Consider the following 15,692-nt stretch of genomic DNA (forward strand, 5'->3'; position numbering starts at 1 on the left):
GAATAGAAGTAAACCGGAATGATTACAGTCGAACAGGTCAGTTTTTCCTACCCCGACGGAACAAGAGCGCTGCGCAATGTCTCGCTCACGGTCACGGCTGGAGATTCTGTCGGTATTGTGGGCGCCAACGGTGCAGGAAAATCAACGCTGGTCAACCATCTGAACGGCTGGTATCTGCCTCAGTCAGGCAAGATCACCATCGACGGGGTTGAAGTCAGAAAAAAAAACCTGGAGCGCATCAGAAAACTGGCCGGACTGGTTTTCCAGAGCCCGGACGACCAGCTTTTCATGGCCCGGCTCTACGACGATATCATGTTCGGTCCGAAAAACCTCGGTCTGGATCCAGAGCGAAGCGCGGAGGAGAGCGAAAAACTCCTGAGGGATTTCGGACTGTGGGAACTGCGCGACAAACCTCCTTCGAAACTCTCGCAGGGACAGAAACGGTTTGCGGCATTCGCCGCCGTGCTGGTGATGCACCCCTCGGTGCTGGTTATGGATGAACCCACTTCGGACCTCGATCCGCGCAACCGTAAAAGGCTCATCTCGCTCGTCAGAGACCTGCAGGCAACAAGAGTTACGGTTTCACACGACCTTGACTTTATCTGGGAAACCTGCAGCCGTGTCTATGTCATGGCGGAAGGGCGCATAGTTGCGCAAGGTCCTGCAAAGGAGCTGCTGGGTGACCGGAATCTGCTTGAGGCAAACGGCCTGGAGCTGCCGCTGAGGATGCAGAAGTAACGGGGAAAACGGCTCAGGAAACTTCAGGCCAGCGCCGTTACCCGTCTTTCGAGCTCTTCCGACATGATCTTGCTCGAAAGCTTGACCGTGATCTGGGGAACATCATGAGCGGTATCGACTGCAAAGACAGTCACTTCGAAACGGTCATCCATTTTCACAATCGAGGAAAGATCGGCGATGCGCTTCGTCACCCCGAGAAAACTCAGCGGAAGCAGACATTTGACATGGAAGGGATTGACAAGAAATATGCCGTAGGCCTTGACGGAAAGCACCGAACCGGTAAAGCGCTCCCCTGCTTCCGGAAGCCTTGTATAACCATGCTCCTGACCTGCAGCGCCGCCTCCCGGTTCCGACTGGCCGATCTCTTTTCCCATAAGGGCAAGATCATGAAAATCGATATCCGGCCCGCTGTAGAGTTCACGGGAGCTTATTCCCCTGGTCGAATAGACGGAAACCGTTTTTCCTTTCAGCTGCAGCGCCCTGAGCAACGGCAAAAAATCGCTGTCGCCACTGAAGAGGATAAACCGGTCGTAGATACTCTCGGTCAGCATGGCATCAACGGCAAGCTCGATATCGAGATTGCCTTTCATGACAACCTCTCCGGTCTCTTTATTGACGATCTTTTTTACCGGTTTGGAGATAATCTCGAAACCATGAGTCAGAAGAACCCTGTTGAATGCACTCTGATCCTCGGAAGGAGGATCGGTCGAGGGCACGTAATAACGCACCGATGCCACATGGTAACGGTTCGTGAAATAGTTCATGAGACGGGAGAAATCTATCTGCCATCCAAGATGGCGCTGCGTAAAGAAAAGATTGGCCCCATCGATAAAAAGCGCGGCTTTCTGCATGCCCGATTATAGTTGTTCCCTCTCCTCAAGCTTGTTCCCCATAGCTGCGGGAAACAGAAACAAGAACACAGGAAGAGCATTAACCATTTCAAGAGCCCGGTAACGGCTATACGCCTTCCAAAAGAAAACCCCAGAAAGCGAGCGTAAAAAAGGAAACCAGAATGCCAAGGGCAACCATCATCGAAGCAAGAGACGGATTGATGCCGTGTTCGGTGGCAATGATGCCGGCCGTGATCATTGGCGGCATGGCGGCTTCGAACAGCGTAACTCTTACCGGCAGGCCCGACAGGCCGAAAATGCCCAGATAGAGCAGACTGAGCAGCAGAGGAGCTGCAAGCAGTTTGAACGACAGGCCGAGAGTGAGATTCCGGATATTGCCTGACAGATGCCCTGGGTGCAGTTGGTAACCTACAGAGAGCAGGGCAAGCGGAGCGAGGGTATCGCCCAGGCGTCCGAGCAGAAGACTGAACCATTCCGGATAGTCGAACGGCATCAGAAGAACCGCTGCCACCATGGATAGAAAGGGAGGAAACGTAAGAATCCTCTGCAGGATCACCCTTGCCGGAGGCTTTCCGCTCGAGTAGATACCGGCAGTGACGATGCCAAGGGTCGAGAGCACCATAAAAGAACCGAGCTGATCGACGACAATGCCGTGCACCAGAGCCTCCCTGCCGAAATAGGCTTCGATCATCGGCAAACCGACAAAGGAGGTGTTGCCGAGGCCTCCGGTAAGAATAAGCGCTCCGACGGTCATCCGGGGAAGTTGCAACAATCTGCCAAGCAGCGGAAAAATCACGAGCGCAAGGCAGAAATGAATCCATGGCATGGCGGCAAGCACAAACACTTCCGCCGTGAGTTCCAGATCGTGGAGATAGAGCAGGGCAAGCGCAGGAAGGGAAACATGGATAATAAAACCATTCAGCACCGCCGGCGTTTCCGACGGAAGCCGTTTCAGGCTCCGCAGAAGAACCCCGGCAAGAAAACAGACAAAAAGAAGAACGAGATTCTGCATACTGAAAAGGGGTTCGATAAATGAGCTAACCATTTCGCCGCCGGAATGACCGGTCACGTTCGCCGGAAAACACGGCGAAGAAATCGCCGGAAATGCGCCCGATGCGGGAAAAACGATCGCATCGGGCTCAAACATGAAACCGGACCCCCTTATGGAAACGGACGGCAGAGCAGCTGCGAGACCGCTCCGGCAACTCGCTGTCCGAGATAACGGGTAAAGGCCGGAGACGCATTCAGGCAGGGAATGGTTCGCACGGCGCAGGAAGACGACATCATGCGGAGCAGCTCCCCTGCGCGGTGAATGGTTTCATTGCCGTCCGCAAAATATCCTGCGGCGAACAGGGCGACATTGGCGACACCGGAACGGCGAAGCTGCCCTGCGACCTCATCGAAAGAGGGTTTGGTCCACTCTCCCCCGACATCGTGATTGAGATAGGCGGTCATAACCCGACCCCAGGGATGCGTTGCGTCTCGTTCTATTGCTGCGGTCAGCTGCTGAGCAAAATGGGCGGTTTCATGGTGGCCGGTACGGAATCGGGGCGGCTCCCCCTTGCTGTCGCTAACCAGCGTACCGTGAAAGAGCAGAAGCAGGGCGTTGGCCTCGCTGCGCTGCAACCCGTGCGAAGCACTCTCGGCTGCGATATGGGAGGTACAGAGACCGTAAAGCACAGGATCGCACCAGAACCTGCCGAGCACCTTCACCCGGCTCAGGTCGTCCTCCTCCCGCTTCTCTGCAAGGTAGCGGCAGAGCTGACCGCAGGTCAGTTCGTTATCGGCCGGCGACATGGAAACGAGAATACGGCCATCGTAATGCGACGTTGCATCGATCACCCCTTCTATGGCGGGATCGGAAGCGGAAAAAGCCGCATGCACAGCAAAGGACAGGCCGCTGTCGTGAAAACATGCATCGAGATAGCGCTGCAGGAGTTCAGCCTGCTGACGGGTAATCCTGTTATGAGGCGATCCGGTTGCTGCCGGTCGCAGTTTTTTCTTCAGCGTGGAGAGCAGTGAAATCCCGGTTTGCAGGACAGGCGGAACGGCCATGACCGTTGATGCATGCGCCAGCGTCCGGCGGCTGACCAGGTAATTCTCCCTGAACCCCGCACTTTCAGCCTCACCGTGAGCCGCCAGAATAACCGCTATTTTTTTAGGTTCCTCCATACCGTGGTCTTGAGGTTCAATGCCTGTCACTGCCCGTGACGACCCGGGCATCCATACCTTCCCTGAATCGCTCCTCGGGAACAGGGACAACCTTGTCGCCTTTTCTGAGACCTTCGAGAACCTCGACAAAGGCAAGATCTCCGGCGCCGGTTTTAAGCGGCTGTTTCTTCAGTTCGCCGTTCTCGATTTTCCAGACATAGCTGACATGGTTCTCGTCGAACACCGAACTTTTTCTTACCAGCAGTGTTCGGGGTTTCCTGTTGTAGATGATGTTGGCCGTTGCCGTCATTCCGGCCTGGACACCACTGACCGGTTCCGAAAAACGCAGATAAACCTTCGATGTTTTCGTGACGGTGTCGGTCTGGGGCACAACACGGGAGACTACGGCCCCAAAGCGCCGGTCAGGCATGGCATCGAGCACAATCGCCGCTTTCTGCCCGGTTCGGATACGCGGAACATCAAGTTCATCCACTTCGACATTGACCACATACCCTGTCGTATCGATAACTCTTGCGACAATGGTATTGGCCGTGACATAATCGCCTTTTTTGACATTCTGCAGGGCGAGTATGCCGCTGAAGGGCGCCTTTACCGTCAGTTTCTTCAGATCATCCTCCCTGATCTGCAGGCGCAGTTTTTTCTGTTCGAGCAGTTCTTCAGCCTGACGCCGGTTTTTACGGGCATCGTCAAGGTCCTGGCGGGAAACCGCCCCTTCACCGAAAAGATTGCTGATTCTCGTATAGTTGATCTTTCTCTCTCCTGCCAGCGCAAGCTGTTCCTCGTAAGCAGCTCTGGCTTCGCGTACGGCAAGAGCAGGCTGGAGTGTTTCAAAGGCGATGATCGTCTGACCGGCAGCAACCCGCTCCCCTTCGAGAGCTCCGACAGAGCTGACCGTTCCCGAAAGCTCGGCACTCAGGTTGGCGACGGCATCCGCCTCGACGAATCCTGTCGCATAGACGGCCTGGACAAGTTCGGCATAGGTAACCTCGACTGCCTCAACATCGACGGTATTGCCCCGGGTTACGAGATAGGCGACGGTAACAAGAAAAACAACGGCAAGAGCGATAGTATATTTCGGAAGGAGTTTCTGTAGGGTCTTCATAGATCTTGTGGCATTTTAGATTTGGCTCTTGGAAGTTACATGTTTTGAACTTTTTCTCTATTCCGACCTTGGTTTTTCCATTATTTTATGAATCTTTAAAAACGTTTTTCATGACTGTTCCGTGTTCCGGGATGGTTCCATAAACAATACTTAACCATTACACGCAGATGAGCGAGAACCAAGACCTTCAGAAAAGTTTTCTCGAAACCGTCAAATTCGATGAGAAGGGACTCGTGCCTGCGATTGTCCAGGATCACGAAACCGGGAAAGTGCTCATGATGGCCTGGATGAACCGTGAAAGCCTTGAAATGACGCTGGAAAGAAAAAAGGCCTGCTACTGGAGCCGAAGCCGCCAGAAACTTTGGCTCAAGGGCGAATCATCCGGAAACATGCAGGATATTCACGATATCCTTGTCGACTGCGACGGCGACACCCTTCTGCTCAAGGTCTCGCAGAAAGGCGGCGCCTGCCATGTCGGATATCACTCCTGTTTCTACCGACGGGTAAAAGGCGACCTTTCGATGGAGATCTGCGATACGCTCATGTTCGATCCCGAAGAAGTATACGGCAAAAAAAGCTGAGAGAGCATCAATGAGCCAACCCATAGAGACTGCAAAATCGCTGAACAAGACAAAGTCGCGATCTTCGATCCGCACCATGTTCGACGAGGTTGCCCCGACATATGATTTTCTCAACCACCTGCTGAGCCTCGGAATTGACAACTACTGGAGAGCTGCGGCAACCGCCAGGGCAAAAAAACTGCTTGGGAGCAATCCTGATCCGCGGATTCTCGATGTTGCAACCGGCACCGGTGATCTGGCCGCTTCCATGGCTAAAATCCCGGGAGCGAAGGTCACCGCTCTCGACCTCTCCCCGGAAATGCTCGTCATTGCCCGCAGGAAATATCCGGAAATCGCCTTCCTCGAGGGATATGCCGAAAAACTCCCTTTCGATACGGCAAGCTTCGATGTGGTCAGCGCAGGTTTCGGGGTGAGAAATTTCGAAAATCTCGAACAGGGCATGCGGGAGTTCCACCGGGTGCTCAAGCCCGGCGGCCATGCGTTCATCATCGAACCGATGATTCCACGCAATCCCCTTGTAAAAAAGCTCTACCTGGTTTACTTCAAGAAGGTGCTCCCGAAAATCGCGGCGCTGTTCAGCAAGTCGACTTTTGCCTACGACTATCTCCCCCACTCTGTCGAGCAGTTTCCGCAGACGGAAGCCTTTGCGGCTGTCCTGAAAAAAAGCGGATTCCGCAGCGCACAGTATTTCCCCATGACCTTCGAGACCTCGATCCTCTACGTAGCATCAAAATAAGCCCCGTGCCAGTATGGCGCGAGGCCTCAGGAAGACCACCGTTCACGGATGAACGGAAGACGCTTGAGCAGCGGTATCGTGAACAGATAAAGCGCTATGCCGACGCCATCGGCAACGATATCGGCAAACGAGCAGCTGCGGTAGGGGAAAAACGACTGGACTATCTCTATGGCCCCGCCGTATCCGAGCAGAAAGATGATCTTGAAAGCATTGAACGATGTCTTCGGAAAAGCGAAATCCACAAGCAGGGAAAGCAGATAAAACGCAAGTGCATGCAGAACCTTGTCGGAAACCGTTGCGGGAAAGATGGCGGACGACGGCAGAAGAGCAAGCATGCTTATCTGTACGATACAGATAACGAGCAGCAGCCGGCTCCCGATAGTCAGAAACCTCTTGATATTTTTCACAAAGGGGAAATATTTTCAGTTCGGTCGGATGAGAGAAATTCGACTCTGTATTTCGTAAAATTCTTGCAGGCATGAGCATCCCTGAGGCGATCCGCATGAATTTTCCGGACGAGGTTCACTGCATGATCAGGCTCCGTCACGTGAAAAATCATGTGCATATCCTTCCTGCTGAAAAGCCCTCTCGGAAGCACCTCGGTTTCCAGCCAGAGCAGCAGGCTGGTCCAGATTTCGCCATAAAGGATAATCGGCGTATCGCAGATATGCTCGACCTGGACAAGCTGCCAGGCATAGAACAGTTCCAGAATGGTGCCGATTCCTCCGGGAGCGACGACAACCGCGTCGGAAAGCTGCATGAAGGTGTCGAGCCGGCTGCTGAAGATCGAAAATTCCTGCTTGATGTCAAGAAAGGGGTTCGGCTCCTGTTCTCTCGGCAGTGTGATGTTCAGGCCTATCGAGCTGTTTTCCGAATGTGCGGCTTTCGAGCCGGAATTGGCGGCCTGCATAAGTCCAGGACCACCGCCGGTCACAATGTCGAAGCCCGCTTCGGCAAGGCCTTGGGCAATCCGGAACACATCCTGATAGTCCCGGTCGCCCTCCCTGATTCTCGCCGATCCGAAAATAGCCACCCTGTAATGCGGTTCCATAGCGGTAATCATGCTAAAGCATTGATTCAAACTCGTCCTCACTGACAACCTTCACGCCCAGTTTGAGCGCCTTCTCCAGCTTGCTGCCCGCATCATTTCCCGCCACTACGAGACTGGTAGTCCGGCTCACCGAATTGGTAACCATTCCTCCTCTGGCCATTACCAGTCCGGAGGCCTTGCTTCGGGCGTACCGCTCAAGCTCTCCGGTAAAAACAACCCTCATTCCTTCGAAATTCCTGTTTACCGGCTCTTCAGGCTCGGCAGCCATGAACGAAAGACCGGCCTCCTGCAATTTCGTTATAAGAGCGGGTGTCGATGGCCTGACAAAATAGTCGATAATGCTTCGGGCGACAACGGGGCCGATATCCGGCACCGAGGAAAGTTCCTCTTCACCGGCCTCCCGCAGCATTGCAAATCGGGGATATGCCCGGGCAAGTTCCCGTGCGGTCGCCTGGCCGACATGGCGGATACCGAGCGCGTAGAGCAGCCGTTCGTAACTGCGGCTTCGACTTTCATCGAGCGCCCGCACCAGGTTTACGGCAGATTTTGTGCCCATGCGTTCAAGCCCTTCAAGCTGTGGCACCTGAAGAGCATAGAGGTCGCCGGGATCCCTGACGAGCCCTCTGGCAACCAGCTGATCGACCAGAGCGACGCCGAGCGACTGGATATCCATGGCATTGCGCGAGGCAAAATGCAGAACCCTGCCCCGTATCTGCGCAGGGCACTCCTCTTCGTTCGGACAGTACCAGCTCACCTCTCCTTCCGGCTTCACGAGAGGCGTACGGCACGAAGGACAACGTTCGGGAACGACTATGGGTTCGGTGGACAACGAACGCTCCTCCAGGGCGACCCGGATAATTTTGGGAATCACCTCTCCGGATTTCTCGATCACTACCCGGTCATGAAGACGCACACCCAGCCGGTCGATTTCATCGAAATTGTGCAGGGTTGAGCGGGATACCGTCGAACCGGCAAGCTTCACCGGCTTCAGTTCAGCTACAGGAGTGATGGTGCCGAGCCTGCCAACCTGAAAAACGACGCCAAGCAACTCGGTTTTCGCCTGCTGCGCGGGATATTTGTAAGCGATTGCCCAGCGGGGACTTTTGGAAGTGGCGCCAAGCCGGTCCCACAGAGTGACATCGTCAAGCTTCAACACCACTCCATCGGTCTCGAAGGGAAGCGCATGGCGCTTTTCATCCCAGTCGCCTATAAACTGTTCGATATCTTTCAGTTCGCTGCAGAGACGGTACTGCCCGCCAGTATAAAAACCAAGCTTTTCGAGCAACCTGAGCCGGTCGAGATGCCGGGTGCTCTCATCGGCGATACCTTTAAGGAAATACGCCACAAAGATCATCCTGCGGCGAGCGACTTCGGCGGAGTCCTGCAGTTTCAGGGTGCCTGCCGTTGCATTGCGGGGATTGGCGAACCGGTCCTCTTCGGGCCGCCCCTCGTTCAGGCTATCGAAATCATCCTTCCGCATGAACACCTCCCCCCGCACTTCGATCTCCCGGTCCGGGCCCTGGTGTTTTTCGGCAAGAGAGGCTTCAATGCGCAGCGGAATGGTGGAAATGGTCCTGAGATTGACGGTAATATCGTCGCCCCTGACGCCATCGCCCCTCGTTGCTCCCTGAACCAGCAGGCCGTCACGATAGACCAGGCCAACAGCGACACCGTCGAACTTCAGTTCGGCCACCATCTCCTGTTTTTCGATACCCTCCTCGTGAAGCAGCTTTCTGACGCGGCTGTAAAAATCGGCCACATCTCCCAGCGAATAGGTATTGGAGAGGCTCAGCATCGGCTCACGATGCTGAACGGAAGAAAACTCCCTGGAAATCTGCCCGCCCACCCGCTGTGAAGGGCTGTCGGGGGTCACAAGATCGGGATAAAGCTTTTCAAGCGCCACCAGCTTTTCCAGCAGACGGTCGAAATCGTAATCAGCTATCTCCGGCCTTGCCTGTACATAGTAAAGGTAATTGTGACGGTCGATCTCCTCCCGGAGCTTCACCATCTCTTCTGCAGCTTTCGCTCTCTCCATCTCTCTCTGTTCCGGTTACTTCGTCGGTGAAAGCGCCCATCCGGCAAGGTTTTTCAGAAAACCAAGCGAACCCTGTATACCAAGCTTTTCCCATGTCACGTAAAGAATTTTCGGGTATCGCAAGGCAACCTTCAGCATGACTGTCACCAGCTCTTCGAGTTTCAATTCGTCACGGAACATCGCTTCCCTGTAGCGGGGGGGAAGCTGGTCGAGCACAATCATGACCTCGTTCATCATGTCGTTGACAAAATTCGGCTCATCGGTCCTGGCATTGTAGCACATATACTTCATGAGATTGGCCATGGAGGCCACATTCGGCTCATAGGCACTGATGACGCAAAGATGCTCTTTCGAGAGAAGGCCGTCGCGAAGCGCCCCTTCAAGACCGTCGGTGAGCCGCTGCAGGTTGCGCACCATTGAACCGAAACCGCAGAATGTCAGGGGGGAAGCCAGCGATGCGGCGTCGCCGAACAGCACGATACGGTCGTCTGCAATAACCCTGGTGCGGCTGATGCCGTCATGAAAGTAGGCCGGTATGATGCCGTAAACCGGGCGGTGGATAACGAAATTCCGGCCCGGCTGCTTGTACTCGGGCAGTCTCCGGAAATAGGTTTCGAAAAGACCGAGCAGCGTTTTGTCGTTTTCCGAGTCTACCTCGTCGTAAAAAAACAGGTAGGTGATATACCGGTCCCCTTCTGCAGGAAAACCCTCCCAGATCAGCTGGCGACCTCCACCTCCACCGGTTTCGGCCGGACCGGTACTTGCAAGAATCTCTCCTGTATCGAAATCCACGTGTTCAAAACCGCTGGCGATAGTACCCACGGTTGGGCAGACATGTGTCTGGGGGTGGCCATGGTTGAGCTGGCGGGCAATGGGCGAAAGAATGCCCATGACATCGACAAGCACCTTTGCTCGAAAATAAAACCTGGCACCTTCGCGATCTTCGACTTCGACGACGATATGATCGGGAAACCGGTAACATGCCAAAAAGCTCATGCCGTCAAGCACGCTGTTCTCCTGTCCCGACAGCACACGATCTTTGGCCATGCCGAGCAACCGGTCGGCGTCCACGGCACAGTCGAGCACGTGCTGCATGGAGAGCCGTTTCTGGCTCCCGTCAGGTTTGTGGAACTCCACCCAGCCGGACGTATAACGGCGAACGATCACCGAATCGAGCTCGGCTTCGCTGAACACGCCCGTTCCGGCAAGCCGCAGCAGTTCATCACGTGAAATATTCCAGTCCCTTGTGGACTGCGCAGGAAAATGACGATCGAACACCAGTACCTTCCGGTTATGCTGCTTCACCATAACCGCGGCATGCAGAAAGCTCAGGGTGCCGCCTGCATAGATCAGATCGAACTCCCCGCTCACAGCCGCACCCTCCGGCAGCTCCGAACCTGGCCTGATGACACGGGAAGCCGTTCCCGAAGGATCCTCCCAGTACCGGTCAAGCTCCATGATTCGCTGCAGATGGCGCTCCCCGTCATCGAGGTCGCTGAAAGCCTTGTAAACGAGCGGATAGGAGTTCCGAATCTGTTGGAGCGCTGGGGAAGGCATAGCGACGAAAAGTGTTTTGGTTACAACCGCATTATACGGAAAGTGCCGCGTTCTTGAGCAGGGTATCGCTCTCTATCATGCCGTCAACGAGATGGATTCTTCTCCCTGCACGGTTGGCAAGCTCCTCGTCGTGCGTAACGACAATAAACGTCTGGTTCAGTTCCCTGTTGAGACGATCGAAAAGTTCATAGACATTGCGAGCGGATTTCGAATCGAGATTGCCTGTCGGCTCATCGCCAAGCACGACCTTCGGATCATTGGCAAGAGCCCGTGCAATGGCAACCCGCTGCTGCTGACCGCCGGAAAGCTGACTGGGTTTGTTGGTGTACTTGTTCTCCAGACCCACGGTGTCGAGCAGTTTCATGGCCCGCTCCCGGATCTCCTTTTTGCTGAACCGTCCGTTGATCATCATCGGCATGCTCACATTTTCAACGGCGTTGAACTCAGGCAGGAGAAAATGAAACTGATAGATGAAACCGATTTTTTCGTTCCGGATCCGGGTCATCGAGGTTTCATCCTTTCCGGTGATCTCCTCTCCGTCAAGCCACACCTTGCCGAAACTGGGTTTATCGAGACCTCCCATGATGTAAAGCAGCGTGGACTTGCCGGAACCCGAAGGCCCGGTAATGGCGACAAACTCCCCAGCCATGACCTCCATCGAAAGGTTCGGAATGATGGTCTGGCGCACATCGCGCGACAGTTCCAGCTCCCTGCGGATGCCCTCGAGCCTGAGAATTTCAGTAGACATCAGATTTACAGCTCCTTGATCGGTTACAAGCCCGGCCATCGTCGCCGGCAGGATTCCGGACGAGGGTCATCGGCACGTATAACGTGAGAAAAAACCGGGCGAATGACAGTATAATAAAAAAGCCGCAAGCTTCCAGTATCGATCAGACTCCTGAAAAAGGCTCAGTCCGCAGTGGCCCCTCCGAACCATTTCTCTCTGAACCACAGCGAAACGTTCACCAGGCCGATAAGGGCCGGAACCTCGACCAGCGGGCCGATTACGGCTGCAAAGGCTTCGCCGGAGTCGATGCCGAACACCGCTACGGCTACGGCAATGGCAAGCTCGAAGTTATTGCTGGCCGCCGTAAAGGAGAGCGTGGCTGTTTTGGAATAATCCGCTCCGACTTTTCTTCCCATATAGAACGAGACGAGGAACATGATGATGAAGTAGCAGAGCAGCGGTATGGCGATGCGAACGACATCCATCGGAATTTTCACGATATACTCACCCTTGAGCGAGAACATCACCACGATGGTGAAGAGCAGCGCAACCAGCGTAAGCGGACTGATCCGCGGCACGAAAACGGTTTCGTACCATTCCCTGCCTTTGAGGCGGAGCATGACGAACCGGGTAAGAAAACCGGCTATGAAGGGAATGCCGAGATAGATGAAAACCGACGAGGCGATTTCCGAGATGGTGATATCGACCCTGAACGACGAGAGACCGAGCCAGCCGGGCAACACCGTGAGGAAAACCCATGCATAGACGGAAAAAAAGAGCACCTGGAAAACCGAATTGAAGGCAACGAGACCTGCTGCGTACTCCGTATCGCCTTTTGCCAGTTCGTTCCAGACGATCACCATGGCTATGCAGCGGGCAAGGCCGATCATGATGAGACCCGCCATATAGTGCGGCATATCGGAAAGAAAGAGTACGGCAAGGACGAACATGAGCACCGGACCGATCACCCAGTTCTGTACCAGCGAGAGTGCGAGCACCCTGGTGTTGCGGAAAACATCGCCAAGCTCCTCGTACTTCACCTTGGCCAGGGGCGGATACATCATGACGACAAGCCCTATGGCGATGGGAATATTGGTGGTGCCTGACTGAAACGTGTTCCAGAACGCTGCCGTACCGGGAACAAGATAGCCCGAGAGCACACCGATACCCATGGCGAGGAATATCCAGAGCGTGAGATAGCGATCGAGAAAGGAAAGTTGTCTGGTTGACATACCCATGGTGCTACCCTCCCGTCTGCATTGCGTTGTAGAAGCTTCTGAACCCTTCGCGGATTTCATCGCGAACCCTGCGGAAAACAGCAAGCACCTCTTCGCGGCTCCCTTCGGCTTCCGCAGGGTCGTCGAACCCGATGTGTACCCGGTGTTTGACCTTACCCGTAAAAACGGGACAGGACTCTTTCGCTCCGGAGCAGACCGTCACGACCCAGTCGAACGGCCTCGAAGTGAATTCCTCGACGCTTTTCGGACGGCAGCCGCCGATATCGATCCACTCTTCCCGCATTACCCTGACGGCAAGCGGATGCACTGCTTCAGCCGGGTTCGTACCCGCCGAAAAGACATCGAGTTCGGAATCGAACGAACGAAGGAACCCCTCGGCCATCTGGCTCCTGCAGGAGTTCCCGGTACAGAGTATGAGCACGGACTGTTTCATAAATTCAGTATTGAGTATTGTAGGGCACCTCTATAAAGTGTGATGAGCGATCAAAGTGCAAGGCGGACGGAGCGGAGAAACCGGAGTGTACACGTAGTACATGAGGATTTCGAGCACCGACCAACGCAGCAATTTGGGTGCGCAATAACTTTATAGAGGCGCCCTGTAGTCATAAGGTTGAAAAGACTGCATTGAAGACGAATCCCACCAGCATGATGCCGAGTGCCACCACGCCGGCAAATACCGCGATAAGCTGCGGCTTGAGCACCTTGCGCAAAATGATCATCTCGGGTGCCGAGAGCGCAATCACGCTCATCATGAAGGCCATGACCGTACCGAGCGCAGCGCCCTTTCCGAGCAGCGCCTGCACCACGGGCAGGATCCCTGCGGCGTTGGAGTACATCGGCACGCCGAGCAGCACCGCCGCGGGCACCGACCACCAGGCATCTCTACCCATGACCGAAGCCATGAAATTCTCCGGCACGTAGCCGTGAATGCCGGCGCCGAGTCCGACGCCAAGCACGATGTAGAGCCACACCTTGCCCACGATCTCGCGGACATGCGTTACGCCATTGTACAGGCGACTGTTCCAGCTCATGGCATCGCCGGTTTCATCGGCACCGCAGCTGCAGTTCTGCTGCATCTGCTGCACCCAGTCCTCGAGCCAGCGCTCCATACCGAGCCGGCCGATAATCATGCCGGCTGCCACGGCCACGAGCAATCCCATCGCCATGTAAAGCAGTGCGACTTTCCAGCCGAACATGCCGAAAAGCAGCGCAAGGGCAACCTCGTTGACCATGGGAGCCGAGATCAGGAAGGAGAAGGTTACGCCGAGCGGTACGCCGGCCTGCAGGAATCCTATGAAGAGCGGCACTGCCGAGCATGAGCAGAACGGAGTCACGATGCCGAGCGAGGCGGCCAGCATGTTGCCGGCACCGGCGCGCCTTCCCGACAGAATGGCCCGCGTCCGTTCCGCGGAGATGAAGGTATGCACGACTCCCATAACGAACACCACGCCTGTCAGCAGAAGCAGCACCTTGGGGACTTCGTAGATGAAGAAGTGCAGTGCTTCACCGAAACGGGTCGCACGACTGATGCCGGCCACCCCCAGCAGGAAATCCGCGGCGGGCTCTAAATTACCGTAGAGCAGCAGCCAGACGACTGCTGCCACGACAGTCATGGCTGCGGCCTTCAGGCTGGAGGAGGTCTGTTCGGGCTGATTCATGTTCATTCACTTGATGGAGTTACTCAGCAGCAGCTTCCCGTGCCGTTCGAACTGCCGGAAGTGCTGCCACAGCAGCATCCACCCTGCTTGCGTTTCAATTCGCCTTTCACGGGAAAACCCTTTTCCGCCCAGCGGACGATTCCGTACTGCATGTTGACGGCATTCCGGTAGCCGTTGTGCATGAGAAAACGGGTAGCCATGAGACTTCTTTCGCCTACATTACAGGCTATAATCACATCCCGGTCAGCTGGAATCTCACGAAACCGTTCATCGAACTCGCTGTAGGGAATCAGCATGACGCCGGGGACATCGAACGATGCTTCGGCAACCTCTTCACGCTCACGGACATCGACAAGCAAGGCGCCCTCTCCGATCATTTTCAACGCTGTCGTAGGACAGACTTCAACGGCACTGTTCATTTGATGCTCCTTTTTTTTATCTGGTTAGCAAATCCTTCAACTCGTCGAGTCCGGGAACACGACCTTTCGAGCGCACTTCCCCGTCGACGACGAGCGCCGGGGTGGAGAGCACGTTGTAGGCCATGATTTTCTGGATATCCTCCACCTTTTCCACCTCAGCGTCGATGCATTGCGAAGCGATAACCGCCTTGACGGCATCGGCAAGCTGGCTGCATTTTGCACACCCCGTACCGAGAATTTTCACCTGTTTCATGATCTTTCTTTCCTTTTATTTGTTTATCGCAAATGAACGATTATCAAAAGCGAACACGCCAGCCCTATCAGGCCCGAACCCCAGGGTCAGCAATCGCATTCCGCAGAACTTCCCTCGGTAAAAAAAACGGAAAACATCCGCTGTGCAAGTATCCAGTTTGTCCTGTTGATGCAGTATTTCACTTTGGGCGGTTCTATCTCCCCCTGGATAAGACCTGCTTCGAGCAGCGCTTTAAGATGCTGGGAAATGGTTGACTGCGCCATGGGTATGATTTCGGTCAGTTCCCCGGTAAAACAGCAGCATTCTCCCGAAAGGAGCTTGAGGATTTTCACCCTGACCGGATGGCTCAGCGCCTTGGCCATCCCGGCAAGAGCCATCTCATCTTCATTGTAGGTTACTTCCGATAACGTTCTCTGCATCTATTCCTCCCTCCTGTTTGTTCATCGCAAATATACGATAAACAGAATAAAACGACAACTGTTTTTCAGCCCTTCGTCACGTAAACATTCTCTCCAACGGGGGGCGGACATTCCTGTCCGCCATACAGGCAACGAGCTGCGAAACACCCGCCGAG

General features: G+C 54.9%; 18 protein-coding genes. 3 read left to right on the forward strand and 15 right to left on the reverse strand.

Annotated features, from left to right (window positions below; translation table 11 throughout):
• The first annotated feature begins 18 nt into the window (after positions 1 to 18).
• A complete protein-coding gene (locus tag WBP50_RS09485) occupies positions 19 to 738 on the forward strand; it encodes an energy-coupling factor ABC transporter ATP-binding protein (protein WP_423933838.1) in 720 nt (239 codons plus the stop codon).
• A gap of 23 nt (positions 739 to 761) precedes the next feature.
• On the opposite strand, the gene WBP50_RS09490 is transcribed toward WBP50_RS09485, so the two are convergent.
• The 4 genes from WBP50_RS09490 to WBP50_RS09505 form a co-directional block, all read right to left on the reverse strand.
• Positions 762 to 1,589, reverse strand: a complete 828-nt coding sequence (locus tag WBP50_RS09490) for an NYN domain-containing protein (RefSeq protein ID WP_423933840.1) — start codon at positions 1,587 to 1,589, stop codon at positions 762 to 764.
• 106 nt (positions 1,590 to 1,695) lie between these two features.
• Positions 1,696 to 2,601 carry an AEC family transporter gene (locus tag WBP50_RS09495; RefSeq protein WP_423933876.1) on the reverse strand — a complete coding sequence of 302 codons (906 nt, stop codon included), beginning with the start codon at positions 2,599 to 2,601 and terminating at the stop codon, positions 1,696 to 1,698.
• 149 nt (positions 2,602 to 2,750) lie between these two features.
• Positions 2,751 to 3,761 carry a ferrochelatase gene (locus WBP50_RS09500; protein ID WP_423933841.1) on the reverse strand — a complete coding sequence of 337 codons (1,011 nt, stop codon included), beginning with the start codon at positions 3,759 to 3,761 and terminating at the stop codon, positions 2,751 to 2,753.
• A gap of 16 nt (positions 3,762 to 3,777) precedes the next feature.
• A complete protein-coding gene (locus tag WBP50_RS09505; RefSeq protein ID WP_423933844.1) occupies positions 3,778 to 4,863 on the reverse strand; it encodes an efflux RND transporter periplasmic adaptor subunit in 1,086 nt (361 codons plus the stop codon).
• Between the two features lie 167 nt (positions 4,864 to 5,030).
• Between WBP50_RS09505 and hisI the strand changes: the two genes are divergently transcribed.
• Both hisI and ubiE read left to right on the forward strand, forming a co-directional pair.
• The gene (gene hisI / locus WBP50_RS09510) at positions 5,031 to 5,444 is read left to right on the forward strand and encodes a phosphoribosyl-AMP cyclohydrolase (protein WP_423933846.1); all 414 of its coding nucleotides are present in this window, start codon (positions 5,031 to 5,033) and stop codon (positions 5,442 to 5,444) included.
• Positions 5,445 to 5,454: 10 nt separating this feature from the next.
• Positions 5,455 to 6,180: a bifunctional demethylmenaquinone methyltransferase/2-methoxy-6-polyprenyl-1,4-benzoquinol methylase UbiE gene (ubiE, locus tag WBP50_RS09515; protein WP_423933849.1), complete on the forward strand. Its 726-nt coding sequence runs from the start codon at positions 5,455 to 5,457 to the stop codon at positions 6,178 to 6,180.
• 26 nt (positions 6,181 to 6,206) lie between these two features.
• Here ubiE and WBP50_RS09520 read toward each other — a convergent pair whose 3' ends face one another.
• From WBP50_RS09520 to WBP50_RS09570, 11 genes are all read right to left on the reverse strand, one after another.
• The gene (locus WBP50_RS09520) at positions 6,207 to 6,587 is read right to left on the reverse strand and encodes a VanZ family protein (protein ID WP_423933851.1); all 381 of its coding nucleotides are present in this window, start codon (positions 6,585 to 6,587) and stop codon (positions 6,207 to 6,209) included.
• Entirely contained in the window at positions 6,584 to 7,231 is a 648-nt protein-coding gene (locus WBP50_RS09525) for an LOG family protein (protein ID WP_423933878.1), read from the reverse strand. The genes WBP50_RS09520 and WBP50_RS09525 overlap by 4 nt, the downstream gene beginning before the upstream one ends.
• A gap of 13 nt (positions 7,232 to 7,244) precedes the next feature.
• Positions 7,245 to 9,266, reverse strand: a complete 2,022-nt coding sequence (gene ligA / locus WBP50_RS09530; protein ID WP_423933854.1) for an NAD-dependent DNA ligase LigA — start codon at positions 9,264 to 9,266, stop codon at positions 7,245 to 7,247.
• A gap of 15 nt (positions 9,267 to 9,281) precedes the next feature.
• Positions 9,282 to 10,823 carry a hypothetical protein gene (locus tag WBP50_RS09535; protein ID WP_423933855.1) on the reverse strand — a complete coding sequence of 514 codons (1,542 nt, stop codon included), beginning with the start codon at positions 10,821 to 10,823 and terminating at the stop codon, positions 9,282 to 9,284.
• Between the two features lie 31 nt (positions 10,824 to 10,854).
• Complete coding sequence (locus tag WBP50_RS09540) at positions 10,855 to 11,571, reverse strand: ABC transporter ATP-binding protein (RefSeq protein WP_423933857.1); 717 nt, start codon at positions 11,569 to 11,571, stop codon at positions 10,855 to 10,857.
• Between the two features lie 161 nt (positions 11,572 to 11,732).
• Positions 11,733 to 12,788, reverse strand: coding sequence for an ACR3 family arsenite efflux transporter (arsB, locus tag WBP50_RS09545; RefSeq protein WP_423933860.1), 1,056 nt, complete (start codon positions 12,786 to 12,788; stop codon positions 11,733 to 11,735).
• Positions 12,789 to 12,792: 4 nt separating this feature from the next.
• Positions 12,793 to 13,221: an arsenate reductase ArsC gene (locus WBP50_RS09550; RefSeq protein ID WP_423933862.1), complete on the reverse strand. Its 429-nt coding sequence runs from the start codon at positions 13,219 to 13,221 to the stop codon at positions 12,793 to 12,795.
• A 169-nt stretch (positions 13,222 to 13,390) separates the two neighbouring features.
• Positions 13,391 to 14,452, reverse strand: coding sequence for a permease (locus WBP50_RS09555; RefSeq protein ID WP_423933864.1), 1,062 nt, complete (start codon positions 14,450 to 14,452; stop codon positions 13,391 to 13,393).
• A gap of 17 nt (positions 14,453 to 14,469) precedes the next feature.
• A complete protein-coding gene (locus WBP50_RS09560; protein ID WP_423933867.1) occupies positions 14,470 to 14,865 on the reverse strand; it encodes a rhodanese-like domain-containing protein in 396 nt (131 codons plus the stop codon).
• A 16-nt stretch (positions 14,866 to 14,881) separates the two neighbouring features.
• Positions 14,882 to 15,118 carry a thioredoxin family protein gene (locus WBP50_RS09565; protein WP_423933869.1) on the reverse strand — a complete coding sequence of 79 codons (237 nt, stop codon included), beginning with the start codon at positions 15,116 to 15,118 and terminating at the stop codon, positions 14,882 to 14,884.
• 86 nt (positions 15,119 to 15,204) lie between these two features.
• Positions 15,205 to 15,537 (reverse strand): ArsR/SmtB family transcription factor, encoded by a 333-nt coding sequence (locus WBP50_RS09570; protein ID WP_423933870.1) that lies wholly within the window; start codon positions 15,535 to 15,537, stop codon positions 15,205 to 15,207.
• Between the last annotated feature and the right edge of the window lie 155 nt (positions 15,538 to 15,692).

Origin of the sequence: Chlorobium sp. (assembly GCF_049593655.1) — a bacterium.
Taxonomy (GTDB): domain Bacteria; phylum Bacteroidota; class Chlorobiia; order Chlorobiales; family Chlorobiaceae; genus Chlorobium.